The 21252-nt window shown below is 55.4% G+C and carries 6 protein-coding genes, 2 tRNA genes and 3 rRNA genes; 2 read left to right on the top strand and 9 right to left on the bottom strand.

The genetic code is table 11. The features are described 5' to 3' along the window. Positions 1-39: 39 nt before the first annotated feature. The 3 genes from recD to recC are packed head-to-tail and all read right to left on the bottom strand — an operon-like array spanning position 40 to position 9267. Complete coding sequence (gene recD / locus ACAM29_RS17285; RefSeq protein ID WP_369624866.1) at positions 40-2085, bottom strand: exodeoxyribonuclease V subunit alpha; 2046 nt, start codon at positions 2083-2085, stop codon at positions 40-42. Continuing rightward, complete coding sequence (gene recB, locus ACAM29_RS17280) at positions 2078-5824, bottom strand: exodeoxyribonuclease V subunit beta (RefSeq protein ID WP_369624865.1); 3747 nt, start codon at positions 5822-5824, stop codon at positions 2078-2080. The genes recD and recB overlap by 8 nt, the downstream gene beginning before the upstream one ends. After that, positions 5821-9267 (bottom strand): exodeoxyribonuclease V subunit gamma, encoded by a 3447-nt coding sequence (gene recC / locus ACAM29_RS17275; RefSeq protein WP_369624864.1) that lies wholly within the window; start codon positions 9265-9267, stop codon positions 5821-5823. Before recC ends, recB begins: the two co-directional genes overlap by 4 nt. Positions 9268-9463: 196 nt before the next feature. On the opposite strand from recC, the gene ACAM29_RS17270 reads away from it, so the two are divergent. Further along, positions 9464-12025 carry an EAL domain-containing protein gene (locus ACAM29_RS17270; protein ID WP_206836648.1) on the top strand — a complete coding sequence of 854 codons (2562 nt, stop codon included), beginning with the start codon at positions 9464-9466 and terminating at the stop codon, positions 12023-12025. A gap of 18 nt (positions 12026-12043) precedes the next feature. Here the strand turns inward: ACAM29_RS17270 and ACAM29_RS17265 are convergent, their stop codons facing one another. Beyond that, a complete protein-coding gene (locus ACAM29_RS17265; protein WP_206836651.1) occupies positions 12044-14308 on the bottom strand; it encodes a methyl-accepting chemotaxis protein in 2265 nt (754 codons plus the stop codon). A gap of 189 nt (positions 14309-14497) precedes the next feature. Here ACAM29_RS17265 and fabI point away from each other — a divergent pair, with 189 nt between their 5' ends. Then, the gene (gene fabI / locus ACAM29_RS17260; protein WP_206842246.1) at positions 14498-15262 is read left to right on the top strand and encodes an enoyl-ACP reductase FabI; all 765 of its coding nucleotides are present in this window, start codon (positions 14498-14500) and stop codon (positions 15260-15262) included. Positions 15263-15526: 264 nt separating this feature from the next. On the opposite strand, the gene rrf is transcribed toward fabI, so the two are convergent. The 5 genes from rrf to ACAM29_RS17235 all read right to left on the bottom strand — a co-directional run bounded on the left by rrf (position 15527) and on the right by ACAM29_RS17235 (position 20756). Then, positions 15527-15642, bottom strand: a 5S ribosomal RNA gene (rrf, locus tag ACAM29_RS17255). A 166-nt stretch (positions 15643-15808) separates the two neighbouring features. Further along, positions 15809-18695, bottom strand: a 23S ribosomal RNA gene (locus tag ACAM29_RS17250). 229 nt (positions 18696-18924) lie between these two features. Further along, positions 18925-19000, bottom strand: a tRNA-Ala gene (locus tag ACAM29_RS17245). Positions 19001-19038: 38 nt separating this feature from the next. Next, positions 19039-19115, bottom strand: a tRNA-Ile gene (locus ACAM29_RS17240). Between the two features lie 98 nt (positions 19116-19213). Further along, positions 19214-20756, bottom strand: a 16S ribosomal RNA gene (locus ACAM29_RS17235). Together the 16S, 23S and 5S rRNA genes with 2 tRNA genes alongside form the textbook arrangement of a ribosomal RNA operon. Positions 20757-21252 lie beyond the last annotated feature (496 nt).

The following is a 21252-nucleotide window of genomic DNA, read 5'->3' as shown; positions in this document are numbered from 1 at the left end:
GGCACCTCTCTTTGGTCTGAGAAGAAGGATTTCACCTGCTCAAGACAAGCGTATAAGCCTTTTGCCCAACCCACTGGCCCGGCGCACTCGCGCACGTACGGCATCATCCAGTCGGCCCGGGTGGCTCAGCAACAGGGTGAACCAGCGACTGGCGCGTGTAATACCAGTGTATACCAGCTCCCGCGTCAGCACCGGGTTGACCGCGGGTGGCAGCAGCAGAGCCGTGTGTGCAAACTCCGAGCCCTGCGACTTGTGCACAGTCATCGCGTACACGGTTTCGATCGCCTGCAGCCGACTGGGCAGGACCCATTTGAGACTGCCGTCCGCGAGCGGGAAGACCACGCGTAGCCCAGTGGACCCATCCGTCTCCTGGCGCATCAGGGTAATACCGATATCACCGTTCATCAGTCCCAGGCTGTAATCGTTACGGGTAACCAGTACAGGCCTGCCTTCATACCAACCTTCACTGCGTAATATCAACCCGGCACGCTGCAGCACAGCGGCAATACGTGCATTCAACCCCTCGACTCCCCAGGGGCCGCGGCGCAGCGCACAAAGCAGTTGAAACTCGCCAAAGGTGTCCAGTACTTGTCTGGCCCAAACGTCTTGTGTCTGCTCATCATAGCTTTCGGGTCTGTGTGTACTCAGCTGCTCAAGATACTCGCGATAGCCGCGAGGCTGCATTCCTTCAGCCGTGGCCGGCTGGGGGCCGCCATCCAGTATCAGGCGATCCAGTGCCCTGTCGGCATCACCCTTGAGGTGAATCCAGCCAAGATCGACATAACCCGCCGCCAGCACGGTATTTACCGCCTGTGGCTGGCCACTGTTGACGGCTCGCGCCAATGCTCCTATCCCACTGTCGGTACCAAAGCGGTGGCTGTGTCTGAGCATCGCAATGGCTTGCGCCAGCGGCTGCTCAGAAGGACTCCCGGCTTCAGACTGCCAGTGCGCCACATCCTGCCCGGTACGCCGCTGCAGTTGCAGCAGGGTTTCACGGCTGTAACCGCCTCGTTCGGCACCTTCACACAAATCCCCCAGTACCGAGCCGGCTTCCACTGAGGCCAGCTGATCCTTGTCGCCCAACAGAATCAGCCGTGCCCTGGCCGGCATCGCAGCCAACAACTGGTGCATCATTTCCAGGTCAATCATGGAAGCCTCATCCACGACGACCAGATCGGCATGCAACGGGTTATCCACATTGTGGATAAAACGGCGTGTGTTGGGCCGAGCTCCCAACAGCCGGTGCAAAGTTGTTACCTCCTGCGGGACACCCTGCTGCATCTCTGCAGGCAGGCGTCCAATTGCGCCGCTGATTGATTCGGTCAACCGCGCCGCAGCCTTTCCTGTGGGCGCCGCCAGCCGAATACGCAAGGTGCGACCTTCATCACGGGCGAGACTTTGCAGCAGTGCCAGCAAACGAACGACCGTGGTGGTTTTGCCCGTACCGGGACCACCGGTGATGATGCCGAAGCGACTGCCCGCCACCAACGCACAGGCCAGCTGTTGCCAGTCCAGGTGCCCCTCTTGCAGATGAAACAGCTCTGACAGGCGTTGCCGCAGGCGAACGTCATCCACCTCAACCGGTTGCAGGCGATCGGCTATCCGCTCAGCGACCTCCACTTCGTAACGCCACTGGCGGTAGAGATAAAGACGGGTAGTGCCCGCTTCCAGCACCAGCGGTGCGGGCGGATCACCTGCACTGACCAGCACCGTTTCCGCCAGCACCTGCAGCCACTGACCACGCCCAAGCCCCTGCAACAACTCAACCGGTCGATCTGGCAGAGCTTCGCCAAATTCTCCGTCTGGTGGTAGTGATAGAGCACTGTCCGGCGCCGAGAGCAGACTATCCAGATCAACGCAGATATGTCCTCGGCCCAACTGGTGGCTGACCAGCACAGCCGCCAGCATCACCAGCGGCGAGGCATTGGGATCAAGGTCATGCAGGAAGCGACCCAGTGCCAGATCCAGCGACCGTATCCAGCCCCGTTCCTGCCAGCGCTGCAGCAGCGATTCCAGCACAGCCCAGTCGGCCAGCGCTGGATGCAAAGAGGCTTCGGTTGCGAAAAGATCGACCTGTTCAGACATGAGCACTCTCCCTGTTGGTCAGCAGTGCATCCAGTGTTTCAATCAACTGCGCTGACGGACGATCAATGCAGCAGCCATGCTGCTCCGGTTCTGTAATGCCACGCAGAAACAGATAAAGAGCACCGCCTACATGCTGTTCGTAGCCCCGGATGGGGTCATCGGCATAACCCGGCAACCGAGCCTTGAGCAGCCGGTGCAACGCCAGCAGATAAAGCACATACTGCACGTCGTAGCGCTTATCCAGCACCGCCTTTTGCATCGCCGCAGCACTGTAGTGACTGTTGTCCGGCCCCAACCAATTGGACTTGTAATCGGCCACCCAGTAGCGCCCCTGATGCTCGAACACCAGATCGATAAATCCCTTGAGCATACCGCCCAGCTGCTGCGGCGCCAGTGCAGGACGCGGCTGGCCCGGCAATACCTGCTGCGTGATCAGGCGGTCCAGTCGACTTACCGGCACCTCAGCCACCTCCAGCCAGAACTCCATCTCGGCCTGATACTGTTGCAATTGCGCCAGCGGTACACTTTGCCCAACCAGTGGCAGGGGGATAGTCAGCAGCTTCTGCAACCAATCGTCCAGCACCGGCAACCAGGGTTGCCATTCCCGCCGCTGGCAGCGCGGTGCCAGAAACTGGTGTCGCAGTGGCACCTCCCGTGCCACTCGCTCAAAGCCCTCTTCCGCTGCCCATTCCAGTACACCGTGCAAAAAGGTACCCGCCTGAGGGCCTTTCCAGAAATGATGCGGATCATAGGCAAACTCAACCACAACGGCACGCGTTGACGGCTCATCCAGATTTTCCCGAGCGGTTTCTTCACGGGCACTTTCAGCCGGCTCAGCCTCGGCGGGCTGCTCCTGCTCGGCCCGCCCCTGCAGCTGGCTGATCGCACTGTAACTGGCGATCCACCAGCGTTCAGCTGCAACCGGTCTATCGCAGAGGCGTGCCGGTGCCAGTGCTGTTACAGTGGCAGTGTCCGGCAGCAACTCGGCATCGATTGTCGGCGGAGGCTCCACTTCGATCACACCGGCACTGACCAGCGGTTGCAGCCGGGCCTTGAGCGTCACGCTGTCGGTTTTCGATTCGCAACCCAACAGTTGGCCGAAAGCGCTTTTGTGCAGACTAAGCGAACGGTTGTATTTGATTGCAGCCACCCCCAGCCAACACGCGAACACGGGGCGGGTCAGTGCCACATAGAGCAGGCGCAGATCTTCCTGAAGCCGCTCGGCTTCTGCAGCCCGCTTGGCGCTTTCATCCTTGCTGTCCAGTTCCAGTACACTGCCCTGCTCCGACTGATAGCGGTAGCTGCCGTCACTGGCAGTCACTTCACGGTAGGCACAAATGAAGGGCAGAAACACCAGCGGATATTCCAGCCCCTTGGACTTGTGAATGGTCACCACCTGCACCAGGTCAGCATCACTTTCCAGCCGCATGATGTGTTCATCACCCCCCTGGCCGCTGTCCATGATCTGTTCCTGCAGGTAGCGAATCAGGGCCTGCTCACCTTCCAGCTGGCTACTGGCCGCCTGCAGAAGTTCGGCAAGATGCAGCAAGTTAGTCAGCACCCGCTCACCACCCGCATCCTGTAGCAGACGGGCAGGAAGCTCAAAACTGTCCAGAAGGTGGCGCACCATTGGCAGAACACCCTGCCGCTGCCAAATGTCACGCAAATGGCGGAACCGCTCCACTGCCTGTTCCCACAGCTGCTCATCACGGGTTATCTGTTCCAGGTGAACGTAGCCCAGATCCAGCGTTCGACTGGCCAACGCACCCTGCAGCAGGCCCGGCTGCTCCGGTTCGGCACAGGCGCGCAGCCAGCGCCAGAGGTCCTCAGCTTCGGCACTGGCATAGACCGAAGCCTGATCGGAAAGGTACACACTGCGAACGTTGCGTTGCTGCAGGGCATCACGAACCAGCCGGGCCTCGCTGCCGTTGCGCACGAGAATGGCGATATCACTTGGCCTGATCGGGTTCAGCTGGCCATTCTCGGAGCGAAAGCCAGCCCGTTGCTGTTGCGAAAGTGAAAGCAGGTGACGAATCTGGCTGGCACTGTGCTCGGCCATCAGCCTGCGGTAATCACCGACGGCTATCCCGTCAGCCGCGTCCTCCTCCAACAGCCAGTACGTCAGGGCTGATGGCCGTACGCCTTCAACCTCAAATACCGTTTTGCGGCCGTTGGCATCCACCGGAATAAACGGCAACGGGTTATCACCCTCACGGGCAAAACGGAAGGCACCACTGGCCTGGCTGGCTTCAGCATGCTCAAACAGCCGGTTGACCGCCTCCACCAAGGCTTTTGATGAACGGAAATTGCGCCCGAGGGTATAGTGGCACCCTCTGGTATCACGTCGTGCCTGCAGATAGGTATGAATATCGGCACCACGAAAGGCGTAGATCGCCTGTTTGGGGTCACCTATCATCAACAGTGCGCATTCTGAGGGGTCGACATCCGGCAGGTTCGTGCCGCGATAGATGCGGCTGAAAATACGGTACTGCAGTGGATCGGTATCCTGAAATTCGTCGATCAGTGCGACCGGGTACTGACGACGAATGGTTGCGGCAAGGCGATCACCACCTTCACCCTGCAGTGCGTGATCCAGCCGCACCAACATGTCATTGAAGCCGAGCGCCGCTGCGCGCTCGCGGGATCGATCAAAACGCTGCTGAATCCATTGCGCCGCATGCAGCTGTACCGGTTGCAGCGGAGGCTGCAGCTGCAGGTAATCCACCAGCTCCTGTAACAGGTCGAATACTGGATGCTCCGGCGTCTGGTCCTGCATCTTTTTGGCTGTTTTATCGGTCAGCTTTGCACGCGCAAAGTGGGCCAACCTGTCACTCGACAGCATGCCCCCTTCAGCCCAGACCACCATGTCAGCCAGCTTTTCAGGCAGGGTTTCCGGCTTGTAGCTGGTGTTATTCAGAATCTTCTTTTGGGCGGCACTGATCAGCAGCGTTTCAATTTCGTCGTGCTCAGCCAGCCAGAGGGTGCGTGCCCGCTGCTCCAGCTGCTGCTTCTGTGGCAGCCAGTCGTTCAACTTCCGGGCATATTCTGCAGGGGACTGAGCCTCGCTGATACTGCTGCCCTGATATCGTACCTGTTGATCACCCGGCTGCAGCAGGGGTTTGACCGCCTGCAGCAGAGCATCGGGATCAGCGGCCAGTTCACTCAGTGCTTCGGCCACGATCGGCGACAGTGCGTAGCACCAGCTGCGCCAGTAGTCACGTGCCATCTCGGCCAGCAATTCGCTGTCATCCTGCTCCAGCTGCTGGCGGAACAGGCTGCCGGTATCAAAAGCGTGCTGGGTGAGCATGCGCTGGCACCAGCTGTGGATGGTGTATACCGCGGCTTCATCCATCCACTCAGCGGCCTGCTCCAGTTTGCGGGCGGCCAGCGCTCGTGCCTCTTCCATGGCAAACTCGGGCTCGGCGAGCAGCTGCTGCAGGAACGGATCAGGCGCGGACTGACCACGAAATACGCGCGCGGCATCGGCCAGGCGAGTGCGGATTCGGTCACGCAATTCACGGGTGGCTGCATTGGTGAAGGTCACCACCAGAATCTCAGGCGGTAACAGGTCACGTTGAAAGCGAGTATCAGTATTGCCATGGCCCAGTACCAGACGCACATAGAGCGCGGCGATAGTGAAGGTCTTGCCGGTACCGGCACTGGCCTCGATCAGGCGATGCCCATGCAGTGGAAAAGCCAGCGGATTCAGTGTCTGTGGCTGAGTGTGCGGTGTAGTCATACGCTCTCCCACTGCAGCAATTCCGCCTGGTCGATCAGGGGTTGATACAGTGCATACGCCCAATCTTCCAGCCCCTCCTCCAGCAGGCGGTCAAAGCTTGGCCACGCCCGCTGCAGGTAACGGTCCCGTATGCCCTCCCCCGGGAAACGACTATCTCCGTTGTAGGCGTGGTAGGCCTGTGTAATTGGATCTTTCCCATCAGCAGCCGTCAGCAGAGCAAGGCCAGTTCGACAGGCCAGCGGCGCCGGCTTTTCAAGCGCCTGCAGGTAATGGGACAGCAGTGTATTGAGCTGCGCTTGTGCCTGTGTGGCCGTGATCGGCCTGATCCGGGCACTGGTATCCGGCCCGACCAGAAAGGTGGTCAGTGAGTACCCGCTTGCACTGACGGCAAGGTGATCCAGCCATGCCCGGACCAGCCGGTGCCAGCGTGGTGCTCCCTTGTCGCTGATGGCCTGAGGCGAATGCAGTATCAGAGCCAGCTCCGGCCCCGAACGGTGTCGGTAAAGCCCACTGAGCCAGTCCTCCAGCATCACCTGCCCTCCATCCACTTGCAGACACAGCTGCAACTCCAGCGCATCGGGCAAGGATCGCCAGTCGGCAAATAACGGCTGTAGATGGCGCAGTGTTGAAGCGGCCGGGCTGACAATTTCGCGCAATGAGCGTTCGGCGTAGGCACCCAGCGGCAACTCCCCCGCCCGCCGCCAGCGCGCCAGCTGCGCCTGGATGCCCAGCTCCGGTGTGTCGGCTTTAAGCCCGGCATCGATCAGGTCAGAACCCAGTCGATACTGGTCAAGCCGGTTAAAACGGAAGGGCTCATGCTCCTGTGGCATCTCTTCCAGCGTATCGAACCAGACATTGAGGCGCTGGTTGAAGAAGATTTGCACCGGGTTGCGCAGGAAACGCTGCAGCGGTTTCAGACTCAGGCTTTGAGGCAACTCCATCGGAGGCAACCCACCGGTCTCTACCCTGCCCACTGCCTCATGTACGTCACGCCACTCGCGGGCGTAGGTGAACAGGCGTGGGTTATGCTCAAAGTAGCGTGGACTGAACGGTTGCAACGGATGCTCGGTGGTCAGGGCATGTAACACAGCCTTACCGTCCTCTGCCGCCGTTGCCCACCCCTGCAGTATGTGGTCACGCAACTGAGCCACCAATACTGATGGTGGCTGTTCGGCATTATCACGTACGCTGCGCCCCACCCAACTGATATAGAGCGCATCCCGCGCCGACAGCAGTGCTTCCAGAAACAGGTAGCGGTCATCTTCACGCCTTGACCGGTCACCAGGGCGGTAACGCCCCACCATCAGGTCGAAATCCATTGGCGGCTGTACGCGTGGATAGTCTCCATCGTTCATTCCCAGCAGACACACCCGGCGAAAGGGGATGGCACGCATCGGCATCAGGGTCGAGATGTTGACGGCCCCAGCCAGGAAGCGTTGTGACAGACTTTGTTCATCGATGCCATCAAGCCAGCTTTCGCGCACCACTTCCAGCGGCAGCGGACGATTCAACCCGGCTTCGGCACAAGCCTCCTGCCATTGCTGCAACTTCAGTCCGAGCCGCTCCAGCAGTATCAGGTCCTGATCGCTGACGGGCAGCAAAAAACGCTCCAGCAGATCAGTAAGGATTAAACCCCAATCAATATGTGACTTTGGGGTTAGCAAGTGCTCACGCAACTGCAGCAGAGCGGCGATCAGCTCAGCCAATGGCCCCATTTGTGCCGCCTCCAGCCCCCCGACTTCGCCATAGGTCTCAATATCGGCGAATGTCTGTTCTTCGCCCATCGCATAACCCAGTAACATGCGACGCAAGCCGAACAGCCAGGTGTTCTGCTCCAGCCCTTCGGGCAGCTCCAAGCCTGCGCGTTGGGCACTGTCCAGCCCCCAGCGAATACCGGATTCACGAACCCAGTACTGCAGTCGAGGCAGGTCTGTCTCGGCCATGCCAAACCGTTCACGCAACGCCGGCACCTCCAACAGGTCAAACAACTGACTGACGCCAAAACGCTCCTGCGGCAGCTGCAGCAAGAGTTCCAGTGCAATCAGCAGTGGCGCCTGACCACGGTTCTGCTGGTCATTGAGGGTGAAGGGGATGAAACGCGGGTCCTGTCGCTGCAGACGGCCAAACACGGCACGAATATGCGGTGCATACTGGTTGACGTCGGGCACCATCACGATGATATCGCGGGGCCGCAGTGATGGATCCTGTTGAAACCAGTGCAACAGCTGGTCGTGCAGTATTTCGACCTCACGCTGACGACTGTGTGCTATCTGAAAAGTCAGTGAGTGATCACCTTCAACCCAGATCCGGGGAACATGAGATGTTGGCTCCAGCTCCAGAATATCCTGCTGAATCTGGTTCAGCAGTGGCAAAGATTCAATATCGCGTTCGGCTTCATCAAACAGATCGATGCGTTCAAACCAGTCCTGATAACGCCCGGGTTCATCAAACTGATCCAGCAAGCGAATATAATCACGGCCCTGCTTGCCCCAGGCCGCCAGCAGAGGCTGCGCATGCAGATGCAGCTGAGCATCACTCAATACTTCCGGCATACCTTCCTTGCGTACCTGCCGTCGTTTTTCACTGCGCAGCAGTTCCTTGCCATCGATAATATCGGCCCAATAGTGCCGGCAAGGGTTATGTACGCACAGCAAAACCTGGGTGTGGCGTGACAGAGCGGCCAACGCCTCAATGAACTGTTGCGGCAGTGCTGATATGCCAAACACCACCAGACGACGTGGCAACCCCGCCGGACGTTGACGCAGTGACTTGCAGCCATCAAGGAAGCGCTGCTGTAGATCGGCACGACTCAACATTCGCTGATGGTCATCGAGGTCCGCACGAATGGCACGCCAAAGCAGTGCCTGCCAGCGCTGATCATCCGACAACGGCTGAGGCTGACCATGGGCATCAATCAGGATATCCTGACCATCGGCCCATGCCTTTAACCAGTCGGCACGGTAGACCTGATACTGGTCAAACAGATCCGCCAGCCGTTCGGCCAGCTGGTATTCCTTGCGTGCACTTTCGTCATCCTTAAGAAAATGCGACAGCGATTCAAAGTCAGGCTGCTTGAGCAGGTCGGGCAATAGTCGCAGCAACCGCCAGGTCAGGCGAGATTTGTCATAGGGTGATGTTTTAGGGACTGCATCAGGGCCGAGGACAGCCCGATATGCCTGCCACAGAAAGGCCGAGGGCAGCTGAATGTCCAGCGCAGCCGCGATGCCACAGCCAGGCTGCTCCGGGTCATCTGTCGAACGCGCCAACGCCAGCTGCAGCCACTGGGCAATACCGTTGCTTTGAACCAGCACGACTTCGTTTTCCAGCACCCCAAGCGGGTTAATTTGCATCCATTGCACCAGCAACGTGCGCAGTGCCTCAAGTCGATTGCTGTGGATAATCGCCAGTCCCGAGGATACGGGGGTAGTTGAGTCATGTGCCATCTGCCTGGCTCCCTGTCATACAGCGTTCCGAACGGACTAGGATACACCGGCACTCGAAGGCACGACAGGACTGAGATCGACGTCCTCTCCTGTCTCCAATACTTGACAGATATCAACCCTCTACCAATTGCCTGCAGATCAGTTCACACTCTGCGCGTACAATCGTCCGACTATAAATAAAACAGCAGTGGTTCATATGTCACGTCACTCGCCATCCATCCGGCGTTACCTGCTCAACCGCACATTTCTTTTTTCTGCCATCGGATTTCTGGTGTTGCTGCTGGTCTGCCGCCAAGCCTATCAGGCCAGTGTACGTGACAGCGCTCAGGAAATTGCCCGCTCGGTCGCCGAAAGCACCTTCAACTCAATGTATCTTGTCATGAGCCAGGGCTGGACCCGGCTGCAGCTGGAGCAATTCATGCGCCAGCTGTCCAACACCGAGCACCCCGCTTCCAGCCTTAAAGTGAGTGTTTTCCGTGGCACCAAAGTAACCGAGCGATTCGGCTCCATCGAGCAGCCCGATCTGGATGCTTTGATGCGCGAGGCCATGCAAAGCGGTGAGATCATTGAGGAGAATGACGGTACTCATCAACGCTATCTGTATCCGCTTCAGGCCCGCGAAAACTGTACGGGCTGCCATACCAATGCCCGCGTTGGTGACAACCTGGGGCTGATCGAGGTGCGTCAGGATCTCAGCCGTCAGATGAGCGTTGCAAACCGAAACCTGCTGTATTACCTGTTGCTGCTTTCCCCTTTGCCCTTCCTGTTTGGTTTCTGGGCGGTGCGGACCGTGACACTGCGTATCAATCAGTCTGTAGAAGAGCTGAGCAACAGGATTTCACGAGTCGATTCGCTTGAGGATCTCAGTCAGCTGTCAAAAGACAAAAAGGATCTTGGTTTCAGGGAGCTGAATCACATATTCGGGCAGGTCGAAGCGCTTGCTGAAAAATTACGCACCATCGCGGTGGACAAAGACCTGCTGGAGTTCGAAATCCGTCTGCTGGAGAAATTTGTCATCACGTCGGAAGTGGTACGGGACTGGCGCGAATACGTTAATCTGTTGATGCTGGATATCAACCAGGTCATTCCGATCTACACCATGTTTTCCATCTTCAAGGTGGACGATGAGATGTTTGATCTGGAAATTTTCTGGCTGCGCCCCCCCGCCAAGGAAACCAAGAAGATGATGGAGCAGGCGGTGCTCAATCGCCTGCAGGGCAACGATCACTTTTCGATACCCGGCGAGATTATTATTCACCACAACTCGGTACAGCTTGAGGGTCCCGAGATGGTGCTGAACACGACCGAAATTGAGTTACAGACCAAGTCTCTGTTGGTCGAAACACCCAAGATCGGTGGCATTGTCGGTATCGGTGTGCATGCCGATATCGTCAAGGACAGTACCAAGGTACTGGTACTGGAGAGCATTTTGTCCACCCTGCTCAATGTGGTCGGCTCGGTTAAAGCGATCTACAAGTACACCCGTGACCTTGAATACTATGCAACACGTGATCCGCTGACCAACCTGTATAACCAGCGCATGTTCTGGGAGCTGTTGGACTACGAACTGGATCGCTGCCATCGTCACGATTATCAGGTCGCCCTTTTGATGATCGATCTGGACAACTTCAAGGCGGTCAATGACGGCTATGGTCATGCCATGGGAGACAAATTGCTGCGGCAGCTTGCTCTGGCCATGCAGGAGGTGTTGCGTACCGGCGATATTCTGGCCCGCTACGGTGGCGATGAATTTGTAGTGGTGCTGCCTGAAACAACGCTGGAACAGACCAGCGAAGTCTGTGAACGCCTGCTACATTGCCTGCAATCCTTCAGCCTTGAGACCGAGAAAGGCGGTCTGGTACGCGTCACCGGCTCGATCGGGGCAGGCATCTTCCCTGACCATGCGGATAACCGCAAAGACCTGTTCATGTTCGTCGATAACCTGATGTACCGGGCCAAAACTCAGGGCAAGAACCGTATCAGCCTGCCACATAAAGAAGATGTAGCGGATATTTTCAACGACCTTAACCAGAAGATGCTGCTGGTCAATGATGCCATCGAGAATCGCAGCGTGGTGCCGGTTTTTCAGCCCATTCAACCACTGGATGAGGATACGCCTGCTGTAGAAGTACTCAGTCGTCTGCAGCTGCCGGGTGACAAGCTGATGTCAGCCGGCGAATTCATTGAGATTGCAGAGTCCATGGGCAAGGTACATCTGCTGGACTACATCGTAATGGAAAAGGCGTTCGCCAAGGTTCAGGAAACCGATTATCAGGGCCTGCTGTTCATCAATCTGTCACCCCGTTCGATACTGGTGCGCGACTTCCTGCAAACGCTTCACGAGCTGACTCAGCGATACCGACTGACCCCATCCCGGATTGTGTTTGAAATAACCGAGCGCGACACTGTCAAGAACATGGGGCTGCTAGAGAACTTTGTCCGCAGCCTGAAGGATTCGGGCTACATGATGGCCATCGATGATTTTGGCTCCGGCTTTTCATCGTTCCATTACCTGAAGTACCTGCCAATCGATTTCGTTAAGATAGAAGGCGAGTTCATCGCCAACATGGGTAATGATCCTCGAGACCTGGCCTTTGTGGTCAGTATTACCGAACTGGCCAAGAAGCTGAACCTTAAAACCGTGGCCGAATTCGTGGAAACCGAGGAAGTGTTGCAGATGGTGCGAGACGTCGGCATCGACTACGCCCAGGGTTACCACATTGGCCGACCCGCGCGTGAAATGCCGGGCCTTGAATAAGCCCAGCATTTTCTCGGTTCAACGAGCTTCCTGAATTAACCGATCAATGGCGCTGACGATTTCACCAGACAGTTGAGCCACCTCCTGATACTTGCGCTCAGCCTCAGGTTCTTTGCCATGATGCTTGGCTTCGATAATCTCGCCAATCAACTGATGCAGACGGTCATGCGGTTTCTCGATGGCCTGTAAAACCGATGAGTTACCGTAGCGTTCCTTGCCGGTAGTGTAGTACCAGCGGCCGAAATCGCATTCGTGTGATGATACCGCCTGCTCATGCGGAATATCCGCGTGCCCATCAAGAAATGCTCGTAGCCTCATCTTCCAGGCCTGATGTGCAGCTTTCGCCACTTCCAGCTCAATTACATCGTCCTGCGTCACTCTGAACTTTCGAATCACCCGCATCAACTGCGAGAGCTCAGAGCCTATGCCGGCAGCTGACACAAGGATATCCGACGCGCCGACCGAGGTTTCTTCAGCACCGGTACCAACACGTTCAACCGACTGGTTAATGGTTTCACTGACCTGTGTCTGCTCCTCGGCAGCAGAGGCGATCTGCGCGGTCATGTCACGTATCTCATCCATCCCCCGCGTAATTGCCTGCAGCGCTTCCCCTGCACGTGCGGCAGTGGATACCGTCTGTTCAGACTGGCTCTGACTCTGCTCAATAACCCGAACCGTATGCCCGGTCCCTTCCTTGAGTGCACTGATCATGTCGTTGATCTCGGCTGTAGAGTTTTGAGTCCTGTGTGCAAGTGCTCTCACTTCATCCGCCACTACCGAGAAGCCGCGCCCCTGCTCACCTGCACGGGCAGCCTCTATTGCGGCATTCAACGCCAGCAGATTGGTCTGGTCGGCGATATCACGGATAACATCAAGGATGGTATTTATTTTTTCACTGCGGGTTTCTACATCCCGTATCACATCACGCATGGAAGCAACATCTGCTGCCAATGCATTAATGGCGTCAATGGCATCCTCTACAACCCGATGACCAATCTGTGCCTCTTCATCAGCTTTTTGCGTCACCTCTGCAGAGCTGGCTGCACTGCGCGCTACCTCTTGGGCCGTCGCAGTCATCTCGTTCATGGCTGTAGCGATCTCGGTAGTTTCGCGACGTTGGCGGTTCGCAAGTTCCAGCGTATGGTCACTGACATCAAACAGGTGTGAGCCGGAGCTGGAAACTGACGCGACTGCACGCATCAGTTCCTGAATCAACGCTTCAATACGGCTAATGAAATGATTGAACTCACTTGCGATGTCTGTCAGTTCATTCTTGCCATTAACCGGTAATCGTTGTGTCAGGTCACCGTCACCACTTGATATGTTTTTCATCGCATGCGTGATTTGCAATAGTGGTTTTGCCACACTGCGACTGATATAAAGAGCAATCAAAACTCCCAGCACCAAAAATGCACCAATGATGGCCAGCAACTCATAAAAAGCTTGTTCATATGCATCAATGTAGCTGCTGCGGTCCATTGCCAATGACAAAACACCAATCGACTGGCCTGAAAAATCCTGTAACTGGTTGGAGTAGATCGCGACAGGAGAGCCCTCCAGTTCTCCTGTCCCCATCTGCCCCTCGCCCCGAAGCGCAAGCTTGAATACATCGGGATCGAGCAGCGCCTGATCGCCCCACGTGGACGCGAACAATGTTTGTTGACCCGCATTATTCAGAATTAATGCGACATCCAGCCCGGTTTCCTGTTTGACTTGATCAAAAAACGATTGTCCCAGAGAGAAGCCAAACTCTACCGATCCCCAGTGATGCCCGGCCACTTCCAAAGGCACCATGCCACGGATGCCAAGGCCAGCCACTCCCTGCTCAACGCCACTGACCGCTACTCGTTTCTGATTGGTTTCCACAACAGTCTGGCGGAACCCGGAGAGGTCGTCTCCATACTTTTCCGGTCGATGCACACGCAACCAGGACACCGCTGGTGGTGTGTGAAACTGCAATTGGCGCAAGCCAAAATCTGATTGCAGTCGAGCAAAAGCACCCTCAAGTTCTGCCAGTAACCGGTCACGCGCCCCGTCCGACAGGGCGGCCTGAACACTTGGCTGGCTAGCAACCAGGGTCGCCATAGCTGTTGCCAAACGACGTTCAGACTCTATCCGTTCAAGTACCTTATCAAACTGAACTTTCAGCTCCCGCTCTTCTGCTGCATGGATAAGATTATTGAAGTCACGCATGACAGCTGGCAGTACCAATAACGCAACCAGCAGGAGTAAGAGGCAAAAACCACCTATAACACGCATTCGGATACTGAGATGGTTGAGCATAAGAGGGTCCTTTCTTCAGCTTTGTTTTATTTTTAGTTCGATCATACCTGTTCAACCAGACAGAAAACATGGATATAAAAGCTCACATTACTCACAGATACAAACATTCAGCGTTTTAACCATACAGTCACCGAAACCTGATGAGATAATGGCATCGCACGATTCAATCAGACCCCCATGGAAGCTGAAATGATAGATTTGACAGGAAAACGTGGTGTTATATTCGGCATCGCTAACAACAAAAGCATCGCCTACGGCTGTGCAGAAGTCCTCAGCGGCCTTGGTGCGGAGCTTTGCATTACCTACCTGAATGACAAGGCACGTCCATATGTCGCCCCTTTGGCAGATCAGTTGGGTGCCACTTTGGTACTGCCCTGCGATGTTGCCACTGAAGGCGAGCTTGAGCAGATTTTTGAACGTCTGAAGCAGGAGTGGGGACAGATCGACTTTGTTATCCATTCAATTGCCTGGTCACCCCTGGATGAACTGCACGGCAAACTGGTGGACTCATCTTCAGAAGGTTTCTGCAAAGCGATGGATATCTCGTGCCACTCTTTTATACGAATGGCGCGGCACGCACGTGAATTGATGCCTCAAGGTGGTTCACTGCTCACCATGAGTTATCATGGTGCTGAGCGTGTCGTGGATCACTATAACCTGATGGGACCCATCAAGGCCGCCCTTGAAAGCTCCGTACGCTATCTTGCAGCAGAGTTGGGACCAGAGCAGATCAGGGTTCACTCTCTATCCCCAGGACCCATGCCAACGCGTGCTGCCGGCGGTATTGATTCCTTTGATGAACTGATGGGGGATGCCATTGAACGATCTCCACTGCACCGGTTGGGGTCACCTTCCGATGTGGGAAAACTTGCCGCATTTTTGATCAGTGAACACTCATCAGCCCTCACAGGCAACCGCATCTATGTTGATGCAGGTCATCATCTTATGGCATGAAAACGCAATATAAGAGTTTTCCTATATACCCGGAAAGACAACACGCCTATTATGCGCCCTGAGGTTCACAAGGTGTGACCAAGACGACAGGAGTTCGTACCTCACCGCTTGCTTCAGGACTGAAGCAGCGACCGACAGGGAAGTCAGTGACAGGGCCCGCCGCAGGGAATGCGCCGGGTCCTTTCTTTTGTCTGGCGTCTGCCTGTGTTTCGCCCCAATGCAAAAACCCCGGCCTCAACGAGGCCGGGGTTTCTGGTATTAAGTGCCTGGCGATGACCTACTCTCACATGGGGAAGCCCCACACTACCATCGGCGATGACGCGTTTCACTGCTGAGTTCGGTATGGGATCAGGTGGTTCCACGTCTCTATGGTCGCCAGGCGAAACTGGTACAAACCGGATCTGATTGAGCCTCGTGCTTATATGTCACGTTGCTCTGATTGTCTGTGTTGTTGCTACAAGCGTTCAATCGGTGCTCTTGCGAGCCGATAATCGTGTTTTGACTGTTTCCAGTCGAACCATTCATTTCAAACGCCTTGGGCGTTATATGGTCAAGCCTCACGAGCCATTAGTACAGGTTAGCTCAACGCCTTACAACGCTTACACACCCTGCCTATCAACGTCCTGGTCTCGGACGGCTCTTCAGGGGGCTCAAGGCCCCGGTGAGATCTCATCTTGAAGGGGGCTTCCCGCTTAGATGCTTTCAGCGGTTATCCCGTCCGAACGTAGCTACCCGGCAATGCCACTGGCGTGACAACCGGAACACCAGAGGTTCGTTCACTCCGGTCCTCTCGTACTAGGAGCAACTCTTCTCAAATCTCAAACGCCCACGGCAGATAGGGACCGAACTGTCTCACGACGTTCTAAACCCAGCTCGCGTACCACTTTAAATGGCGAACAGCCATACCCTTGGGACCGGCTTCAGCCCCAGGATGTGATGAGCCGACATCGAGGTGCCAAACACCGCCGTCGATGTGAACTCTTGGGCGGTATCAGCCTGTTATCCCCGGAGTACCTTTTATCCGTTGAGCGATGGCCCTTCCATACAGAACCACCGGATCACTAGAACCTGCTTTCGCACCTGCTCGACGTGTCTGTCTCGCAGTCAAGCACCCTTCTACTCTTGCGCTCATTGGCTGATTTCCGACCAGCCTGAGGGTACCTTCGTGCTCCTCCGTTACGCTTTGGGAGGAGACCGCCCCAGTCAAACTACCCACCACACAATGTCCTCGATCCGGGTAACGGATCTGAGTTAGAACCTCAACAGTACCAGGCTGGTATTTCAAGGTTGGCTCCACCGGAACTGGCGTCCCGGTTTCAAAGCCTCCCAGCTATCCTACACAAGTAATGTCAAAGTCCACTGTGAAGCTATAGTAAAGGTTCACGGGGTCTTTCCGTCTAGCCGCGGGGACGCTGCATCTTCACAGCGAGTTCAATTTCACTGAGTCTCGGGTGGAGACAGTGTGGCCATCGTTACGCCATTCGTGCAGGTCGGAACTTACCCGACAAGGAATTTCGCTACCTTAGGACCGTTATAGTTACGGCCGCCGTTTACCGGGGCTTCGATCAAGAGCTTCGCGTGAGCTAACCCCATCAATTAACCTTCCGGCACCGGGCAGGCGTCACACCCTATACGTCCACTTTCGTGTTTGCAGAGTGCTGTGTTTTTAATAAACAGTCGCAGCCACCTGGTATCTTCGACCGACATCAGCTTAGGAAGTAAATTCCATCACCGACATCGGCGTGCCTTCTCCCGAAGTTACGGCACCATTTTGCCTAGTTCCTTCACCCGAGTTCTCTCAAGCGCCTTGGTATTCTCAACCTGACCACCTGTGTCGGTTTGGGGTACGGTCGTCTGTAACCTGAAGCTTAGAAGCTTTTCCTGGAAGCATGGCATCAACCACTTCGTCTCACATGGAGACTCGTCATCAGGTCTCAGCCTTAAGGGAGAGCGGATTTGCCTACTCTCCCAGCCTACACCCTTAAACGCGGACAACCATCGCCGCGCTGGCCTAGCCTTCTCCGTCCCTTCGTCGCAGTTACAGCCGGTACAGGAATATTAACCTGTTTCCCATCGACTACGCATTTCTGCCTCGCCTTAGGGGCCGACTCACCCTACCCTGATTAGCATTGGATAGGAAACCTTGGTCTTCCGGCGAGGGGGTTTTTCACCCCCTTTATCGTTACTTATGTCAGCATTCGCACTTCTGATACCTCCACCATGGTTTACACCTTTGGCTTCAACGGCTTACAGAACGCTCCTCTACCATGCCCTAAGGCATCCGCAGCTTCGGTGTCTGGTTTGAGCCCCGTTATATCTTCCGCGCAGGCCGACTCGACTAGTGAGCTATTACGCTTTCTTTAAAGGGTGGCTGCTTCTAAGCCAACCTCCTAGCTGTCTGAGCCTTCCCACATCGTTTCCCACTTAACCAGAACTTTGGGACCTTAGCTGGCGGTCTGGGTTGTTTCCCTTTCCACGACGGACGTTAGCACCCGCCGTGTGTCTCCCATGATTGCACTCTTGGGTATTCGGAGTTTGCATCGGGTTGGTAAGTCGGGATGACCCCCTAGCCGAAACAGTGCTCTACCCCCCAAGGTGAGACATGAGGCGCTACCTAAATAGCTTTCGAGGAGAACCAGCTATCTCCGGGCTTGATTAGCCTTTCACTCCGATCCACAGGTCATCCGCTAACTTTTCAACGGTAGTCGGTTCGGTCCTCCAGTTGATGTTACTCAACCTTCAACCTGCCCATGGATAGATCGCCCGGTTTCGGGTCTACTCCCAGCGACTGATCGCCCTATTAAGACTCGGTTTCCCTACGCCTCCCCTAAACGGTTAAGCTTGCCACTGAAAGTAAGTCGCTGACCCATTATACAAAAGGTACGCAGTCACCGTCCGAAAACGGCTCCCACTGCTTGTACGTACACGGTTTCAGGGTCTATTTCACTCCCCTCACAGGGGTTCTTTTCGCCTTTCCCTCACGGTACTGGTTCACTATCGGTCAGTCAGGAGTATTTAGCCTTGGAGGATGGTCCCCCCATATTCAGACAGGATAACACGTGTCCCGTCCTACTCGATTTCACTGCATATAGGTTTTCGCATACGGGGCTATCACCCACTATGGCCGCACTTTCCAGAGCGTTCTGCTAACCACAACACAGCTTAAGGGCTGGTCCCCGTTCGCTCGCCGCTACTAAGGGAATCTCGGTTGATTTCTTTTCCTCCGGGTACTTAGATGTTTCAGTTCCCCGGGTTCGCCTCTCAAAGCCTATGTATTCAGCTAAGAGATACCCGCAAGCGGGTGGGTTTCCCCATTCGGAAATGTTCGGATCAAAGCTTGTTTACCAGCTCCCCGAACCTTATCGCAGGTTACTACGTCCTTCATCGCCTCTGACTGCCAAGGCATCCACCGTGCACGCTTATTCACTTGACCATATAACCCGAAGGCGTCTGTTCAAATGAATGGTTCGTAACGATTATCGCCGATTGGCGCTTGTATCAAACAATACAAGACAATCTTTCAGATCCAATTTGTTAAAGAGCGTTTAAAGCATGATGCTTTAAAAGATAGACTCGGCATTGATGCAAGGGACAGACTGTCCAGTGACGGATACCTGAGCGTATGTTTTAAAACTCATTCAATCACCATTCCAGGCAAGGAATGGTGGAGCTATGCGGGATCGAACCGCAGACCTCCTGCGTGCAAAGCAGGCGCTCTCCCAGCTGAGCTATAGCCCCAACGAGATATTCCAAACAGCCAGAACCGAATGGAAAATTGGTAGGCCTGAGTGGATTTGAACCACCGACCTCACCCTTATCAGGGGTGCGCTCTAACCAACTGAGCTACAAGCCTACTGTGCGAGCTATCGATTCAGATCGACAACTCTACGCTCTCTCTAACGTTATGATCAGGTAATATGTGTGAACGCTTGCCAGAACTTCGCAATCGTTTAAGGAGGTGATCCAGCCCCAGGTTCCCCTAGGGCTACCTTGTTACGACTTCACCCCAGTCATGAATCACACCGTGGTAACCGTCCTCCCGAAGGTTAGACTAGCTACTTCTGGTGCAACCCACTCCCATGGTGTGACGGGCGGTGTGTACAAGGCCCGGGAACGTATTCACCGTGACATTCTGATTCACGATTACTAGCGATTCCGACTTCACGCAGTCGAGTTGCAGACTGCGATCCGGACTACGACCGGTTTTGTGAGATTAGCTTGCTCTCGCGAGTTTGCAGCCCTCTGTACCGGCCATTGTAGCACGTGTGTAGCCCTACTCGTAAGGGCCATGATGACTTGACGTCATCCCCACCTTCCTCCGGTTTGTCACCGGCAGTCTCCTTAGAGTTCCCGACATTACTCGCTGGCAAATAAGGATAAGGGTTGCGCTCGTTACGGGACTTAACCCAACATTTCACAACACGAGCTGACGACAGCCATGCAGCACCTGTCTCAGAGTTCCCGAAGGCACCAATCCATCTCTGGAAAGTTCTCTGGATGTCAAGAGTAGGTAAGGTTCTTCGCGTTGCTTCGAATTAAACCACATGCTCCACCGCTTGTGCGGGCCCCCGTCAATTCATTTGAGTTTTAACCTTGCGGCCGTACTCCCCAGGCGGTCAACTTATCGCGTTAGCTTCGCCACTAAAGGATCAAGTCCCCCAACGGCTAGTTGACATCGTTTACGGCGTGGACTACCAGGGTATCTAATCCTGTTTGCTACCCACGCTTTCGCACCTCAGTGTCAGTATCGGTCCAGGTAGTCGCCTTCGCCACTGGTGTTCCTTCCGATCTCTACGCATTTCACCGCTACACCGGAAATTCCACTACCCTCTACCGTACTCTAGCTCAGCAGTATCAGGTGCAGTTCCCAGGTTGAGCCCGGGGCTTTCACATCTGACTGACTGAACCACCTACGCGCGCTTTACGCCCAGTAATTCCGATTAACGCTCGGACCCTCCGTATTACCGCGGCTGCTGGCACGGAGTTAGCCGGTCCTTCTTCTGCTGTTAACGTCACAGCAAGCGGGTATTAACCACTCGCCTTTCCTCACAGCTGAAAGTGCTTTACAACCCGAAGGCCTTCTTCACACACGCGGCATGGCTGGATCAGGGTTGCCCCCATTGTCCAATATTCCCCACTGCTGCCTCCCGTAGGAGTCTGGGCCGTGTCTCAGTCCCAGTGTGGCTGGTCATCCTCTCAGACCAGCTACGGATCATCGCCTTGGTGAGCCTTTACCTCACCAACAAGCTAATCCGACGCGGGCTCATCTGATAGCGTGAGGTCCGAAGATCCCCCACTTTCCCCCGAAGGGCGTATGCGGTATTAGCAGTCGTTTCCGACTGTTGTCCCCCACTACCAGGTAGATTCCCACGCGTTACTCACCCGTCCGCCGCTCGTCACCCAAGAAGCAAGCTTCTCTGTGCTACCGCTCGACTTGCATGTGTTAGGCCTGCCGCCAGCGTTCAATCTGAGCCATGATCAAACTCTTCAGTTTAAAATCTTGTGAACTCAAAGCTGCAAGCAGCTTTTCGTTCAGCTCAAGGTATTACACAACGCTAAATGAATATTCAGTTAGGTTGCTTGCCTTGATTAAGCTTTGTGTGCTCAATCCTGACAAGCGCCCACACATATTACCTGATCAATTTGTTAAAGAGCGGGCCTGGCCAACCGCACCGTTCGGTGCAACCTGTTGTCTCAAGCGAGGCGCGTATTCTACCGCAACCCGTTTCAGTGTCAACCGTTTTTTTCGTTTTCTGTTTCAGTGCTGGGCACTCAAACAACGATTCGGCAGTCACTCAAGAAGCGTAATGATGAACCAAAAAACCACTTAATTCAACATCTTACCACTTGCTCAATTGATCTGCCCTGAACCGTTTCCGGTGGGGCGTCTCAAGCGAGGAGGCGAATTTTACAGACACCACTGAGGGAGTCAACACCTGCGTGTAAAAAAGTTTCAGAAAGATGAAAGCAGCCAGTAGCAACGCCTAACC

Origin of the sequence: Marinobacterium sp. BA1, from assembly GCF_041155135.1 — a bacterium.
In the GTDB taxonomy this organism is placed as follows: Bacteria; Pseudomonadota; Gammaproteobacteria; order Pseudomonadales; family Balneatricaceae; genus Marinobacterium; species Marinobacterium iners.
This window is presented reverse-complemented; position numbering and strand designations above follow the sequence as displayed.